Here is a 15,795-nt window from a genome sequence, read left to right as displayed (position 1 = left end):
ACGTCAGTCCCCCGAGCATGAGGTCCCCGCCGCCGCGTCGGCCGAGGCCCCCGTCATGCTCGACAGCGCGGCACGCCGATCCATGTCGAACCCATCCCCGGAGACCAGCAGCGAACGCGTGGCCGCCGGCAGCTCGTTTTACGCCGCGATGCGGATCCTGCCGCCCGCGCAGCGCGACGGCATGTTCGAGATCTATTCGTTCTGCCGCCAGGTCGACGATATCGCCGACGCCGAAGGCCCGCGCGACGGCCGCCAGGCCGCGCTCGAACAATGGCGCCGGGATCTCGACGACGTCTACGCGGGGCTGCCGCCCGAGCGGCTGCGTCCGCTTGCGCGCACGATCACGACGTTCGCGCTCGACAAGGCCGACTTCCTCGCGGTCGTCGACGGCATGGAAATGGACGTCGTTTCGACGATCGTCGCCCCCGACCTCGCAACGCTCGATCTCTATTGCGACCGCGTCGCGAGCGCGGTCGGCCGCTTGTGCGTGCGCATCTTCGGCATGGCGCATGACGACGGCATCGCGCTGTCGCACCATCTCGGGCGCGCGCTCCAGTTGACGAATATCCTGCGCGACATCGACGAAGACGCGGACATCGGCCGCGTCTATCTGCCGCGCGAATCGCTGCTCGCCGCGGGCGTCACGACGCTGACGCCCGAAGCCGTGCGCGCAAGCCGCCTCGATCTCGCGTGCGCGCCGCTGATTGCGCAGGCGAAGGAACACTTCGCCGTATCGACGACGATCATGAAGCGCTATCCGCGCGGCGTCGTCATCGCACCGAAGATCATGGCCGAAGCCTATGGCGCGATCCTCGACAAACTCATCGCACGCGGCTTCGACACGCCGCGCGCGCGCGTACGTGTCTCGAAGCTTCGCCTGATCGCGCTGCTCATCAAGAACAAATACTTTTGACGCGCGAAGATTCACCGTTTCAAAGATTGAAGATGACCATGACTTCCGACCTGGCGACGCCGCCTGACGCCCCGCTTGGGACCTCGCTTGGGACCTCGCTTGATATGCCGTTCGGCACCCCGCCCGCCGGCGCCGCCGCGCAGCCCCCCGACGCCGCCGCACCCGCGCACGCGGATCTCGAACGCGGCATCGCGGCCGCGCGCGACGCGCTGATCGATCTGCAGCACGACGACGGCTACTGGCTGTTCGAACTCGAAGCCGATGCGACGATTCCGGCCGAGTACATCCTGTTCGTCCACTTCCTCGGCGAAACGCCGGACCTCGCACTCGAAGCGAAGATCGTCGCGTATCTCAAGCGCATCCAGGGCAAGCACGGCGGCTGGCCGCTGTTCCACGACGGCAGGCTCGACGTCAGCGCGAGCGTCAAGGCGTATTTCGCGCTCAAGATGGCCGGCGAATCGCCCGACGCGCCGCATATGCGGCGCGCGCGCGAGGCGATCCTCGCGCACGGCGGCGCGAACATGAGCAACGTCTTCACGCGCGCGATGCTCGCGATGTTCGGCGTCGTCGACTGGAAAGCGGTCCCGATGATGCCGGTCGAGATCATGCTGCTGCCGACCTGGTTCCCGTTCCATCTGTCGAAGGTCTCGTACTGGGCGCGCACGGTCATCGTGCCGCTGCTCGTGCTTCAGACGCTGCGCGCGCGTGCGCGCAATCCGAAGGGCGTCACGATCGACGAGCTGTTTATCGGCTCGCCGCGCGACGTCGGCCCGACGCCGCGCGCCGGGCACCAGAGCCGCGCGTGGTTCACGTTCTTCAACATCGCCGACACGGTGCTGCGCGCAACCGAATCGCTGTTCCCGAAGCGCTCGCGCAAGAAAGCGATCGATGCGGCCGTCGCCTTCGTCGACGAACGGCTCAACGGCGAGGACGGCCTCGGCGCGATTTTCCCGGCGATGGTCAACTCGGTCATGATGTACGACCTGCTCGGCTATCCGGCCGACCATCCGAACCGCGCAATCGCGCGACGGTCCGTCGACAAGCTGCTCGCGATCCAGGACGACGAGGCCTATTGCCAGCCCTGTCTGTCGCCCGTCTGGGACACGGCGCTGACCGCGCACGCGCTGATCGAGACCGGCGACGCCCGCGCGATCGAGCACGCGACGCGCGGCCTCGACTGGCTCGTGCCGCTGCAGATCCTCGACGTGCGCGGCGACTGGATCTCGCGGCGTCCCGACGTACGGCCCGGCGGCTGGGCGTTCCAGTTCGCGAACCCGCACTACCCCGACGTCGACGACACGGCCGTCGTCGCGATGGCGATGGACCGCGCGCAGCGCATTCACGGCGACACGCGCTACGACGCCGCGATCGACCGCGCCTGCGAATGGGTCATCGGCATGCAGAGCAGCAACGGCGGCTGGGGCGCGTTCGAGCCCGAGAACACGCATCTGTACCTGAACAACATTCCGTTCTCGGACCACGGCGCGCTGCTCGACCCGCCGACGGTCGACGTCTCGGCGCGCTGCCTGTCGATGCTCGCGCAGTTGCCCAAGCACAAGGAACGCGATGCGTCGGCCGAACTGGCGCTCAAGTACCTGATCGACGATCAGGAGAAGGACGGCAGCTGGTACGGCCGATGGGGCCTCAACTACGTCTACGGCACGTGGTCGGCGCTTTGCGGTCTGCGCGCGGGCGGCATCGAGCCGGGTTCGCCGATCCTCGAACGCGGCGCGCAGTGGCTGCTCTCGATCCAGAACGCCGACGGCGGCTGGGGCGAGGACTGCGAAAGCTACAAGCTCGACTATCACGGCTACGAAGCGTTTCCGAGCACCTCGTCGCAAACGGCCTGGGCGCTGCTCGGCCTCATGGCGGCCGGCTACGCGGACCATCCGGCGCTCGCGCGCGGCGTCCGGTATCTGCTCGACACGCAGAATGCCGACGGCCTCTGGGACGAAGCGCTCTACACGGCGACGGGCTTCCCGCGCGTGTTCTATCTGCGCTACCACGGCTATCGGAAGTTCTTCCCGCTCTGGGCGCTCGCGCGGTACCGGAACCTGACGGTGCGCAACGCGTGTCCGATTCCGTGCGGGATGTAGACGCGTGATCATCGTCGTCACGGGGCTCGCGTTCGAGGCGCGCATCGCGGCCGGCGACGGCGTGCGCGTGATCTGCCAGCAGAACGCGACGCTCGCCGACGTGCTCGTGCCCGCGATTGCCGAAGGATGCGAAGGCGTCGTGAGCTTCGGCACGGCCGGCGGTCTCGACGCGCGGCTGCGTCCCGGAGACTGGGTCGTCGCGCGCGACGTGATCGCGGGCCCGCGCCGCTTCGAAGCCGACGCGCGCTGGTCGGCCGCGCTGCGCGCCGCATTGTCCGGCGCGACGCCGGAAGCGACCCGGGATGCGAGGCAAGGTGCGGCACAAGGCGCGATGTACGGCGACATCGCGGGCGTGCCCGAGCCTGTCGTGACCGCATCGGACAAGGCCGCGCTGCATCGCGCGACGCACGCGATCGCGGCCGATATGGAGTCGCAGGTCGTCGCGCGCCTCGCGACGGCGCGCGAGATTCCGTTCGTCTGCTGCCGCGTCGTCATCGATCCGGCCGAGCGCTCGCTGCCCGATGCCGCGCTGGCCGGCATGCGGCCCGACGGTTCGACCGACGTCGGCGCGGTGATCCGGTCGCTGCTCCGACGGCCGATGCAATTGGGTGCACTGCTGCGCGTCGCGCGCGACGCGGCGCATGCGCAGAAGGCGCTTGCGCGCGGCCGCAAGGCCGTCGGCGCGCGCTTCGGATTCGATGCGCGGTAGCGTTACTTCTTTGCCTGCGCCCGCCCCTTCCACATGCCGCCGCGCCCCTGCCAATGCTGGATCGCGGAATCGAGCGTGAACGCCGTATAGAGCGCGGCGATCGCGGGCAACACGGGCGCCCACCACCCCGCGCGCCCGTAGAACCGTAACATCGGCAGATACGCAAGACTCATCCCGATCCACGCAAGCAGACCGAAGAACCGTCCCCAGCCGTGCGCGAACAGCACCATCAGCGGCGGCGCGAGGAACGTCAGGCAGAGCGACACGAGCGTGCCCGCGAGCAGCCACGGCGAGTACTGGAGCTGCGCATACGCCGTGCGCGACACCATGCGGCGGATTTCGCCGAGATCGTCATACGGCCGCACGCTGTGCGCGCGATTCGTGAGTCCGAGCCAGATCGGTCCCTGAAGCTTGAGCTGCCGCCCGAGCGCGCAATCGTCGATGATCTCGTCGCGAATCGAATCGATGCCGCCGGCCGCTTCGAGCGCCGCGCGGCGGATCAGCATGCAACCGCCCGCGCCCGCGGCCAGCGGATGACCGCGCTGATTGACCCAGCGGAACGGATACAACATCTGGAAAAACAGCACGAACGCGGGAATCAGCGCCCGTTCGAACCACGCGTCGCAGCGCAGCTTCGCCATCAGCGACACGAGCGTGAGCGAGTCGTGCACGCCGCGTGCGACGAGCTTGCGCAGGTTGTCGGGCGTATGCGCGATATCGGCGTCGGTATGGAGCAGCCAGTCCGGTTTCGAGGGCGTGCAGGCGATCGCATCGCCTTGCTTGAGCGCCCAGAGCTTGCCGGTCCAGCCCTCGGGCAACGGGGCCCCCGTCACGACGGTCAGCCGGTCCGGCGTGCCCGCCTCGGCGGCCGCGGCGCGCGCGCGTTCGGCCGTCCCGTCGGTGCTTTGATCGTCGACGACGACGATCCGGAATTCGCCCGGATAGTCTTGCCGGCAGAGGCTGCCGACCGTCTGCGCGATCGAATCGGCTTCATTGCGCGCGGGAATCACGACGGCGACCGACGGCCAGGACGCGAGTGCGCCGAGCCGGGCTTCGTCCTCGGGGGTGTCGTCGCGCTCGGCGGCATGCCAGAAGCCGCCGCGCGCGGTCAGCAGATAGACCCAGATGACGAGGGAAACGAATGCGATCACGCCTGCCATAGTCGTCGACTCAATCGAGATAACCGGCGACGCGGAACCACTCGACCGCATCGCGCAACCCTTCGGCGAACGGACGCGCCGCATAGCCGAGCTCGGCCCGCGCCTTCGCCGACGAAAAGAACATCCGGTACTGCGACATGCGCAGACCGTCGACGGTCACGAACGGCTCCTTGCCCGTCAACGACGCGATGCCCTGCGCCGCGAGCGCGACCGGATACAGCGGCCAGCGCGGCAACGATATCGTCGGCGCCTTGCGTCCGCACAGACGCGCGATCGTGGCGAGCATATCGCGCAACGGCACGTCGTCGCCACCGAGGATATAGCGTTCGCCGACACGGCCGCGATCGAGCGCGAGCAGATGCCCTTGCGCGCAGTCGTCGACGTGCACGAGGTTCAGGCCCGTATCGACGAAGGCCGGGATCTTGCCCTGCGCGGCTTCGACGATGATGCGCCCCGTCGGCGTCGGGCGGATGTCGCGCGGCCCGATCGGCGTCGACGGATTCACGATGACGGCCGGCAGGCCCTGCTCGGCGACGAGCCGCTCGACGATGCGTTCGGCCGCGACCTTGCTGCGCTTGTAGACGCCGATCGTCTGATGTTCGTCGCTCGGCGAGGTTTCGTCGACGGGCGCGGTCGCGCCCTTGACGCGCAGCGTCGCGACGCTGCTCGTATAGACGATGCGTTCGACCTTGCGGCGCAGTGCGGCCTCCATCGTCACGCGCGTGCCGTCGGCGTTCGCGCGCATGATATCGGCCGGGTTGCGCGCCCAGAGGCGATAGTCGGCCGCGACATGGAACAGCACCTCGACGCCGTCGAGCGCGCGGTCCATCGACGCGGGATCGCGCATATCGCCTTCGACGACCTCGATATCGAGGCCGCGCAGATTCTCGCGCGGGCTCGTCGCGCGCACCATCGCGCGCACGCGATAGCCGCGCGCGAGCGCGGCCTGTACGACGGCCGAGCCGACAAAACCGGACGCACCGGTCACCAGTACACGAGGGCCTGTCATGGGTGTGCGAAGTGAGATGGGCGAATGAGGGGGATGAATGGCACGGTGAGACGAGTCAAGCAGGTCAGACGAGTCAGACGGCGGGACGGCTCGGACGGCAATACGGCCGCAGATGCGGCCGTATCGGAACCGGTGCGGCGCTCGAAGCGCCGCACCGCAGCGGTTGAACCGGAAAGCGGGCCGGAGGCGGATCAGCCCTCGACCGCTTCCTCGACGGCCTGCTTCGCGGCCGCCTTGCGGTTCTTGATTTCGGACAGCTTGATCTCGACGTGCTTCGAGAACACGTACTCGGCCGGCCGTGCGCCGTCGAGCTTGACGTCCTCGACGAACGCGCCTTCGGTCTTCACGCCGCGCAACGCGACGCCGAGCGCGCGCAGCGGATGCGAGATCGTCTCGTTGACGGCCGACGCCTCGAAGCCGCTATGGACCATGCAGTCCGCGCACTTCTCGTAGTTGCCGACACCGTACTTGTCCCAGTCGGTCGTCTCCATGAGTTCCGTGTACGTCTTCGCATAGCCTTCGCCGAGCAGATAGCACGGACGCTGCCAGCCGAACACGGTCCGCGTCGGGTTGCCCCACGGCGTGCAGTGGTAGCTCCGGTTGCCCGCGAGGAAGTCGAGGAACAGGCCCGACTGGCTGAACGCCCAGTCCTTGCCGCCATGACCGCGGCGCAGGATGTCGCGGAACAGATGCTTGGTCTTTTCGCGGTTCAGGAAGTGCTGCTGATCCGGCGCGCGTTCGTATGCATAGCCGGGCGACACCGTGATGCCGTCGACGCCGATCTCCTTGACCGTATCGAAGAACGCCGCGACGCGCGCGGGCTCGGCATCGTTGAACAACGTGCAGTTGATGTTGACGCGGAAGCCGCGCGCCTTCGCGAGCTTGATCGCCGACACCGCGCGCTCGTAGACGCCTTCCTGGCTCACCGAGTGATCGTGCATCTCCTTGTCGCCGTCGAGGTGGATCGACCAGACGAAGAACGGGCTCGGCTCGTAGTCGTCGATCTTCTTTTCGAGCAGCAGCGCGTTCGTGCAGAGATAGACGAACTTCTTGCGTTCGATGATGCCCTTGACGATCCGGGGCATGTCCCGGTGCAACAGCGGCTCGCCGCCCGCGATCGAGACGACCGGCGCGCCGCATTCGTCGACCGCCGCCATCGAGTCCTCGTACGAAATCCGCTGATTGAGGATCTCGTCGGGATAGTCGATCTTGCCGCAGCCGTTACAGGCGAGGTTGCAGCGAAACAGCGGCTCGAGCATGAGCACGAGCGGATAGCGCTTGACGCCCGTCAGGCGCTGCTTCATCAGATACGCGCCGACATAGGCTTGTTGCAGAAAGGGAATACCCACAGAGACTCCTTGTGTTTCAGTTCGCGTTTCGCGGCCCGGTCGGACCGCGTCCCGCCTCAGGCAGCCGGGGCCACCTCGATCAATTCGGCCGGTAGGCGGAACTGAATGGTTTCTTCGATGCCGTCCATGATCGACAGGTCGACCGGACCCAGCCGGCGCAGCGCATCGATCACGTTTTCGACCATGCTTTCGGGCGCCGACGCGCCGGCCGTGATGCCGACCGTCTTCGCGCCCTTGACCCATTCGGGATTGAGTTCGCTGCCGTCGGCGAGCAGGTAGCTCGGCACGCCGACTTCCTCGCCGATCTCGCGCAGGCGGTTCGAATTCGAGCTGTTCGGCGAACCGACGACGAGCACGACGTCCGCGCGCTCGCAGAGACTGCGCACCGCCGTCTGGCGATTTTGCGTCGCGTAGCAGATGTCCTTCGTGTCGGGGCCGACGATATTCGTGAAGCGGTTCTGGAGCTTGCCGATGATGCCCTTCGTCTCGTCGACCGACAGCGTCGTCTGCGTCACATACGACACGGGTTCGTCGACCTTGAGTCCGAGCGTTTCGACGTCGTCCTCGGTCTGCACGAGATGCACGGGACCGTCGATCTGGCCCATCGTGCCGAGAATTTCGGGGTGTCCCGCGTGGCCGATGAGAATGACCTGGCGGCCGTTGGCGAGATAGTTCTTGCCCTGGATATGGACCTTGGTCACGAGCGGACACGTCGCGTTGAGCACCTTGAGCCCGCGCTCCTCGGCCTCCTGCTCGACGGCCTTCGCGACGCCGTGCGCGCTGAAGATCGTCACCGCGCCGGCCGGCGCCTCGGACAGCTCTTCAATGAAGACGGCGCCCTTTGCTTTCAGCGACTCGACCACGTGGCGATTGTGAACGATCTCGTGCCGCACATAGACCGGCGCGCCAAACTTCTGGAGCGCGCGCTCGACAATCTCGATGGCGCGCACGACTCCCGCACAAAAGCCACGAGGTTGAGCAAGAATAACCTGCATTAAGGTCTCCGCTGAAATTCATTAAAGCCCGATACACCGGCGGCGCGCGTGAAATGCGCGTTTCATTTGGAACCCGGTTTTCAGAAATAACCGCGATTGTAACGCCCGGCGTCAAATGTTGCCGGTCGTATGGTGATTCGCGGGGATATTGATTCGCGCGCTCGGCATTCCGTGGTCACGTCAATATTGGCGTGGCACATGCGCCGCAAGGGCCCGCCGCGTCGAGCGCGCATGCCGCGCGCCGGATTCGCGAATCACGCCTGTTGCTATTAGCGCACGACCCACCTTGCAGGATGACAGCGCGGCGATCATCGTGTCGATATTCGAACGCCATGATCCGCGCCGCGCCGTTTCGGCCGCATGTGCAATGAAAACGTAATCAAAAGCCCGACATGCCGGCCGCGAAACCGATTCGACGGTCCAACCGGAGCGAGACGCTATTGAGCCACGCGCGCATTGTGATCGACGAGGAACTTGATGAGCGCGTCGACGCCGCCCTGGGCGAGCTGGCCCGCGAACTGCTGCTGATACACGCGGATCAGCCACGCGCCGCCCATGTCGATGTCGTAGATCTTCCAGCCGTCGTCGGTCAGCCCGAGCCGATAGCCGACCTGCAGATCGTCGTTGATGCCGCTGACGTCGCTCTGCACGACCGCGTCCTTGCCGTTGGCGCCGAGCTGCGCGGGATCGATCTTGAACTTGACCGCCTGGCCGCGGACCTGGGTCAGCTGCAGCGCGTACGTGTTGACGAGCAACTGCTGGAACTGTTCGAACAGTTGTTTCTGCTGGTCGGGCGTCGCGGTGTTCCAGGCCTGGCCGACCGCGATGCGCGTCGTACGGCGGAAGTCCGTGTACGGCAGGAAGTTCGTCTCGACGACCTTGATCGTCGCCTTGAGATCGCCGTCGCGCGCGGCCGGATCGGCCTTCGCGGCCTTGACCGTCGCCTCGACGGCGTCCTTGACGACGTCGTTGGGACCGGACTTGGCCGACTGACCGTAAGCGACGGTCATCACGCACAACGCGAGCACTGCTACGAGGAGTTTCTTCATTACGTCCTTCCCTGCACAATACGGTCGGCCTTCGCGGAGCCGGTGCGCGTCTCGATCGCGGCGTCGGCCGGATGGCGGCGCGCATCGATCGATGCCGAGGCGGCGACACCGGTTCCCGGCGAAGGCGGGGCCGCCATTTTAACAGCCGCGGACCAACCCGGCGCCCCCCGTACAATGCGCACGCGCCGTGCCGCGCCCTTGAACGTCTTCGGCTCCTTTAAGCGCTTTGGCGCCTTTAAGCCCCTTGCCTTTAAGCCCATTAACCTCATTAACCCAGGATCTCTTGCATGCTGACTTCGTTGATCGTGCGCGTCGTCCGTATTTCGATGCGTCACGCTTACCTGGTCATCGCGACGTGGCTGCTGCTCGCCCTACTGAGCGGCTGGTATGCCGCCACCCACTTCGCGATCAACACCGACGTCAGTTCGCTGATCGATTCGAGCCCCGAGTGGAGCGCGCGCGGCAAGGCCATCGACGCCGCGTTCCCGCAACGCTCCGATATCACGCTCGCGGTCGTCGAAGCGCCCGCGGCCGAATTCGCGAGCCTCGCCGCGCATGAGCTCGCGCAGAAGCTCGCCGCCGATACCCAGGCATTCAGCAGCGTCAGCGAGCCCGGCGCCGGCGCGTTCTTCGAGCACAACGGACTGCTCTTCGCGTCCGCGAAGGACGTGGACACGCTGACCTCGAAACTCAAGGACTCGAAGCCGCTCGTCAACCGCCTCGCGCGCGATCCGACGCTCGGCGGCCTCGCGAGTCTGCTGTCGGTCACGCTGCAGATCCCGCTCACGACGGGCCAGGTCCAGCTCGGCGACATGTCGAAGCTGCTCGGCACGAGCGCCGACACGATCGACGCCGTGCTCGCGGGCCGCCCCGCCGCGATGTCGTGGCGCGCGCTCGTCGATCCCGACACGAAGGCGCGCAGCTTCGTCGAAGTCCAGCCCGTACTCGATTTCAGCGCGCTCGAAGCGGGCGCCGCGAGTTCCGACCGGATCCGCGCGACAGCCGAGGCCCTCCATCTGAAGGAACGCTATGGCGCGAGCGTCAACCTCACGGGTCCGCGCCCGCTCGCCGACGAAGAGTTCGGTTCGGTCCGCGAAGGCGCGATCCCGAACGCGATCGGCACCCTGCTCTGCGTGCTCGTGATCCTCTGGCTTGCCGTGCGCTCGCGGCGCATGGTCATCGCCGTGTTCGCGACGCTGATCGTCGGGCTCGTGATCACGGCGGCGGCGGGCCTGCTCATGGTCGGCGCGCTCAACATGATCTCGGTCGCGTTCGCCGTGCTGTTCATCGGCATCGGCGTCGATTTCGGCATTCAGTTCGGCGTGCGTTATCGCGAGGAACGTCATCACCACGGCGCGCTCGATCAGGCGCTGCTCGCGGCGGCGCGTTCGATTGCGATGCCGCTCGCACTCGCGGCGTCCGCCACGGCCGCGAGCTTCTTCTCGTTCCTGCCGACGGCCTATCGCGGCGTGTCCGAACTCGGACAGATCGCGGGCGTCGGCATCCTGTTCGTCGCCTTCCCGTCGAGCGTGACGCTGCTGCCCGCCTTGATCTGCGTGTTCAAGCCGAGCGGCGAACGCGCGGCCCCGGGCTTCCACTGGCTCGCGCCCGTCGACAAGTTCACGGCGCATTACCGCAATCCGCTGCTGATCGGCACGCTCGTGCTCGTCGCGGCAGGCTTGCCGCTGCTCACGCATCTGCACTTCGACTTCAATCCGCTCGACCTCAAGGACCCGCATACGGAGTCGATGCGCACGTTGCAGCGTCTCGCCGATTCGCCCGAGGCCGGCGTCAACAACGTACAGGTGCTCGCGCCGTCGCTCGCGGCGGCCGATGCCGATGCGCAGAGGCTGCGCGGCGTGCCCGAGGTCGGCCGCGTGATGACGCTCAGCGACTTCGTGCCCGCCGATCAGGATGCGAAGCGCGCCGCGATCGCCGATGCGGCGTCGCAGTTGCTGCCTGTGCTCGACCAGCCGCGCGCGCAGCCGATGAGCGACCCCGCGCGCGTGTCGGCGCTGCGGCTCGCGGCCGGTCAGCTCGAAAACGCGGCGCTCGATCATCCGGGCCCGGGCGCGCAACAAGCGACCCACCTCGCCGACGCATTGCGCAAGCTGGCGAAAAGCGACCCGGCGACGCGCGACCGCGCCGACCGCGCGATCGCGCTGCCGCTGCAGACCGCGCTCGCGCAACTGCGCGCGGCGCTGACGCCGCAGGCGTCGATCACGATCGACACGCTGCCGCCCGACCTCGCCGCGCTCTGGATCACGAAGGACGGGCATGCGCTCGTCGACATCGCGCCGCGCGTCGCGCCGGGCGCGAACCCGAACGATACCGAGATGCTGCGCCGCTTCAGCAAGGCGGTCCTCAAGGCCGAGCCGAGCGTGATCGGCGGTCCGATCTCGATCCTGCATTCGGCCGACGTCATCGTGCATGCGTTTATCCAGGCCGCGCTGCTCGCGCTCGTGTCGATCACGATCCTGCTCTGGATCGCGCTGCGGCGCTTCGGCGACGTGTTGCGCACGCTGGTGCCGCTGCTCGTCTCCGCGGCCGTGACGCTCGAGATTTCGGAGCTTATCGGCCTGCGGCTGAACTTCGCGAACATCATCGCGCTGCCGCTGCTGCTCGGCGTCGGCGTCGCGTTCAAGATCTACTACGTGATGGCGTGGCGCGCGGGCCAGACGAAGCTGCTCCAGTCGAGCCTCACGCAGGCCGTGATCCTGTCCGCGGGCACGACGGCGGTCGCGTTCGGCAGCCTCTGGCTCTCGCACCATCCGGGCACGTCGAGCATGGGCAAGCTGCTCGCGCTCGCGCTGCTTTGTACGCTGATCGGCGCGGTGTTCTTCCAGCCCGTGCTCATGGGCAAGCCGCGCAAGGCCGCGCGCAGCAAACGCCTGCAGCGCGAACGTCTGCGTCAACAGCGCGAAAGTTCGGTCAGCAAATAAGCGGCAAAAAAGCCGCGCTCCGGCTGCCGCGTGCGCGTATCGGCACGCTCGCGACAAGGCCATACGCGAGGATCGTCCGCATGGATGGAGTCCGTGCCAGGAGACGGTCGCGCGTCTGAACGTCTACGTCAGCCGGCTTTGACGCGCGGCGACACGCTCTTCGCGGTCGCCTGCCGTGCAGATGCAACAGGGGCAACCGGAGCGACGGGCGCAACCGGGGCGACATTCGCGACAACGGCGTTCGCAAGCTTGTCGCGGATCGCGCGCCGGAGCGACGCCGCGATGCCGTCCGCGTCGAGTCCGCACGACGCGAGCTGCTCGGCCGGGTCGCCGTGATCGACGAACGTATCGGGCAAACCGAGCTGCACGACCGGCACACGGATGCCTTCGGCGGCGAGCACTTCGAGGCACGCCGATCCCGCGCCGCCCATGACGGCCCCCTCTTCGACCGTCACGACGAGATCGTGCGTCTGCGCCAGCCGCTTGATCAGCGCCGCGTCGATCGGTTTGACGAACCGCATGTTCGCGACCGTCGCGTCGAAATGCGCGGCGGCCGCGAGACTCGGCGCGAGCATCGAGCCGAACGAGAGGATCGCGATCCGCGCGCCGCCCGCACCGCCCGCCGCCCCCGATTCGCGACGCACCTCGCCCTTGCCGACCGGCAGCGCGGTCAACGCGGCCGAGACGGCCACGCCGGGGCCGACCCCGCGCGGATAGCGCACGGCCGACGGGCCGCTGATCTGCAAGCCCGTATGCAGCATCTGCCGGCATTCGTTCTCGTCGGCCGGCGCCATGACCGTCATGTTCGGGATGCAGCGCAGGTACGGCAGATCGTAGGCGCCCGCATGCGTCGCGCCGTCTGCGCCGACGAGTCCCGCGCGGTCGATCGCGAACAGCACCGGCAGATTCTGCAGTGCGATGTCGTGGATCAGTTGATCGTAGGCGCGCTGCAGAAACGTCGAATAGATCGCGACGACGGGCCGCAGCCCCTCGGTCGCGAGGCCGCCCGCGAACGTCACCGCATGCTGCTCGGCGATGCCGACGTCGAAATAGCGATCGGGAAAGCGTCGTTCGAATTCGACGAGCCCCGATCCTTCGCGCATCGCGGGCGTCACGCCGATCACGCGCGCATCGCGCTCGGCTTCGTCGCAGAGCCACTCGCCAAAGACGGCCGTATAGGTCCGGCGCGGCGCGGCGGGCTGGATGCCTTCGAGCGGGTTGAATTTACCGGGTCCGTGATAGAGCACGGGGTCGGCCTCGGCGAGCTTGTAGCCCTGCCCCTTGCGCGTGATCACGTGAAGAAACTGCGGGCCGTCGAGACGCTTGAGATTCTCGAGCGCGGGGATCAGCGAATCGAGATCGTGCCCGTCGATCGGTCCGACGTAATTGAAGCCGAATTCCTCGAACATCGTCGCGGGCGTCACGAGCCCTTTCGCATGTTCCTCGAGCTTGTGCGCGAGTTCGAGCATCGGGGGCGACTTGCGCAGCATCTTGCGCACGCCTTCCTTCGCGCCCGTATAGAAACGTCCCGAGACGAGACGCACGAGATAGCGATTGAGCGCGCCGACCGGCGGCGAAATCGACATCTCGTTGTCGTTGAGAATCACGAGCAGCGGTACGTCGCTGACGCCCGCGTTGTTGAGCGCCTCGAACGCCTCGCCGGCCGTCAGGGCGCCATCGCCGATGACCGCGACCGCGCGGCGCGCCTCGCCGTTGAGCTTGGCCGCGACCGCCATGCCGAGCGCCGCCGAGATCGACGTGCTCGAATGGGCCGTGCCGAACGCGTCGAACTCCGATTCGCAGCGCCGCGGGAAGCCCGAGATGCCGCCGCGTTGCCGCAGCGTCGACATCCGCTCGCGCCGGCCCGTCAGGATCTTGTGGGGATAGGTCTGGTGCCCGACGTCCCAGACGATGCGGTCATAGGGCGCGCTGAAGACATGATGTAAGGCAATCGTCAGCTCGACGGTACCGAGATTCGAGGACAGATGTCCGCCGGTTCGGGACACGCTGTCGAGCACGAAATCACGGAGTTCGCCGGCGAGTTGCTTGAGTTCCGGGCGCGAAAGCCCGTGAAGCTGAGCCGGGTCGTCGATCGTGGGAAGCACCTTGTGCATGGTCTTATTCATCCCTTGCAAGGCGGCGCCGAGCAGACCGCCGCGAGCCCATTGGATCGAGGCGAGACGTCGGCGCCTCGCTCGATGACCCCAAGCCTATACGTCCAAAGCGCGCATGCCCAGCCCCGCGTGCTCCATCTTGATGACACGGCTGTGACGCGCCGCGCGCGCCCGATCGCGGCGAATCGTCGCGGCATCGCGCCGGGGCCCATGCGGCGCCGCGGCGTGCGGGCATCGGCGACGCAGCGAGCGTTGTGTTCGGACAACGCCCGCGCGTCACATCCCGAATCAATCGTTACGAAATCCGAACATCCGGTCTTCGATACGCGGCGCCCGCGCAGACCCCGCGCGCGAACGCGAGACTCACGCGATCGCGGACGCGTTCTTCCCGACGAGTTGCGCGACCGAGTCGACGAGACGGTCGATATCCGCGGCGGCGATGCTGCCCATCGTCGAGATCCGGAAGATCTCCGACGCGAGACCGCCCTGGCCCGCATAGATGACGAAGCCGCGCGCCTTGAGACCGTCGTGCAGCTGCACATAGTCGAGGTTCGCGGGCAGGCGGTAGGCGCGCAGCACGACCGAGCTCTGCGCGGCGGGGACCGCCGCCTCGATGCCGAGCGTCGCGAAGCCGCTCGCGGCGCGTTCGGCCAGCGCGCGATAGTGCGCATGCCTCGCTTCCCAGCCGCCCTGATCTTCGAGCTCGCGCAAGCCCTCGACGAGCGCGTAGTACGCATGGACCGACGGCGTAAACGGCGTGTTGCGTTGCGCCTGCAGCTTCGCGAGCCGCGCGAGATCGAGGTAATACGTGCGGCTTGCGGCGCGCGCGATCGAGGCCTGCCGCGCGATCACGAAGGCGGCGCCGGGCACGGCGTGCAGGCATTTGTTCGCGGTCGCCGCGACGGCCGCGAGGCCCGCGTGCGCGAACGGAATCGCTTCGGCGCCGAAGCTGCTGACCGCATCGACGAGCAGACCGGCGCCGCGTTCGGCGCACGCATCGGCGAGCCTCGCGAGATCGTTCAGACGTCCCGTCGTCGTCTCGTGATGAATCACGGCGATATGCGTAAACGGACGCTCGGCGCGGTCCAGACGCCCCACGATCGCATGGAAATCGGGCGCGCTCATCCAGTCGTGACGCATGACTTCGTAGTCGATCCGGTACTGCTTCGCGATCTGCGCGATGCGTTCGCCGTAGACCCCGTTCTCGACGACGAGCAGACGGCCGTTCTCGGGCACGAGCGACGCGATCATGCTTTCGACGGCGGCCGTGCCCGAGCCCGTCATGAGCACGGCGGCCCAATCCTGCGCATCGAGACCGTAGACGCCGAGCAGACGCGCGCGCGCTTCATCCTGCAGATCGAAGAACTCGTCTTCGCGATGGCACAGATCCGGCCGGAGCAGGCTCTGGCGCACGCGTTCGGACAGCGTGACGGGACCGGGATTCAATAACAGCATCGAG

10 protein-coding genes and 1 pseudogene are annotated in these 15,795 nt (G+C 67.3%); 4 read left to right on the top strand and 7 right to left on the bottom strand.

Annotated features, from left to right (window positions below):
* The first annotated feature begins 55 nt into the window (after positions 1-55).
* From hpnD to D7S86_RS23965, 3 genes are all read left to right on the top strand, one after another.
* A complete protein-coding gene (hpnD, locus tag D7S86_RS23975) occupies positions 56-913 on the top strand; it encodes a presqualene diphosphate synthase HpnD (RefSeq protein WP_420813303.1) in 858 nt (285 codons plus the stop codon).
* Between the two features lie 104 nt (positions 914-1,017).
* Positions 1,018-3,009 carry a squalene--hopene cyclase gene (shc, locus tag D7S86_RS23970; protein WP_121090151.1) on the top strand — a complete coding sequence of 664 codons (1,992 nt, stop codon included), beginning with the start codon at positions 1,018-1,020 and terminating at the stop codon, positions 3,007-3,009.
* Positions 3,010-3,013: 4 nt separating this feature from the next.
* Complete coding sequence (locus D7S86_RS23965) at positions 3,014-3,718, top strand: phosphorylase (protein ID WP_121090149.1); 705 nt, start codon at positions 3,014-3,016, stop codon at positions 3,716-3,718.
* A gap of 2 nt (positions 3,719-3,720) precedes the next feature.
* Here D7S86_RS23965 and D7S86_RS23960 read toward each other — a convergent pair whose 3' ends face one another.
* The 5 genes from D7S86_RS23960 to D7S86_RS23940 form a co-directional block, all read right to left on the bottom strand.
* The gene (locus tag D7S86_RS23960) at positions 3,721-4,878 is read right to left on the bottom strand and encodes a glycosyltransferase (RefSeq protein ID WP_121090147.1); all 1,158 of its coding nucleotides are present in this window, start codon (positions 4,876-4,878) and stop codon (positions 3,721-3,723) included.
* Between the two features lie 10 nt (positions 4,879-4,888).
* Positions 4,889-5,887, bottom strand: coding sequence for a hopanoid-associated sugar epimerase (hpnA, locus tag D7S86_RS23955; protein ID WP_121090145.1), 999 nt, complete (start codon positions 5,885-5,887; stop codon positions 4,889-4,891).
* Between the two features lie 191 nt (positions 5,888-6,078).
* On the bottom strand, positions 6,079-7,236 hold the full coding sequence (hpnH, locus tag D7S86_RS23950) for an adenosyl-hopene transferase HpnH (protein ID WP_121090143.1): 1,158 nt from the start codon (positions 7,234-7,236) through the stop codon (positions 6,079-6,081).
* A gap of 56 nt (positions 7,237-7,292) precedes the next feature.
* On the bottom strand, positions 7,293-8,231 hold the full coding sequence (gene ispH / locus D7S86_RS23945) for a 4-hydroxy-3-methylbut-2-enyl diphosphate reductase (protein ID WP_121090141.1): 939 nt from the start codon (positions 8,229-8,231) through the stop codon (positions 7,293-7,295).
* A 437-nt stretch (positions 8,232-8,668) separates the two neighbouring features.
* Positions 8,669-9,280, bottom strand: coding sequence for an MlaC/ttg2D family ABC transporter substrate-binding protein (locus D7S86_RS23940; protein WP_121090139.1), 612 nt, complete (start codon positions 9,278-9,280; stop codon positions 8,669-8,671).
* A gap of 287 nt (positions 9,281-9,567) precedes the next feature.
* Between D7S86_RS23940 and hpnN the strand changes: the two genes are divergently transcribed.
* Positions 9,568-12,222 (top strand): hopanoid transporter HpnN, encoded by a 2,655-nt coding sequence (hpnN, locus tag D7S86_RS23935; RefSeq protein WP_121090137.1) that lies wholly within the window; start codon positions 9,568-9,570, stop codon positions 12,220-12,222.
* A gap of 266 nt (positions 12,223-12,488) precedes the next feature.
* Here the strand turns inward: hpnN and dxs are convergent.
* Both dxs and D7S86_RS23925 read right to left on the bottom strand, forming a co-directional pair.
* Positions 12,489-14,336 (bottom strand): annotated as a pseudogene (gene dxs, locus D7S86_RS23930) (1-deoxy-D-xylulose-5-phosphate synthase); the annotation flags it as partial.
* A 363-nt stretch (positions 14,337-14,699) separates the two neighbouring features.
* Positions 14,700-15,791: a 2-aminoethylphosphonate aminotransferase gene (locus D7S86_RS23925; RefSeq protein WP_121090135.1), complete on the bottom strand. Its 1,092-nt coding sequence runs from the start codon at positions 15,789-15,791 to the stop codon at positions 14,700-14,702.
* Positions 15,792-15,795 lie beyond the last annotated feature (4 nt).

This window comes from Pararobbsia silviterrae (assembly GCF_003628125.1).
GTDB classification, from domain to species: Bacteria; Pseudomonadota; Gammaproteobacteria; order Burkholderiales; family Burkholderiaceae; genus Pararobbsia; species Pararobbsia silviterrae.
Note: the sequence above shows the minus strand (reverse complement) of the source record. Positions and strands in the feature narration are given on the sequence as shown.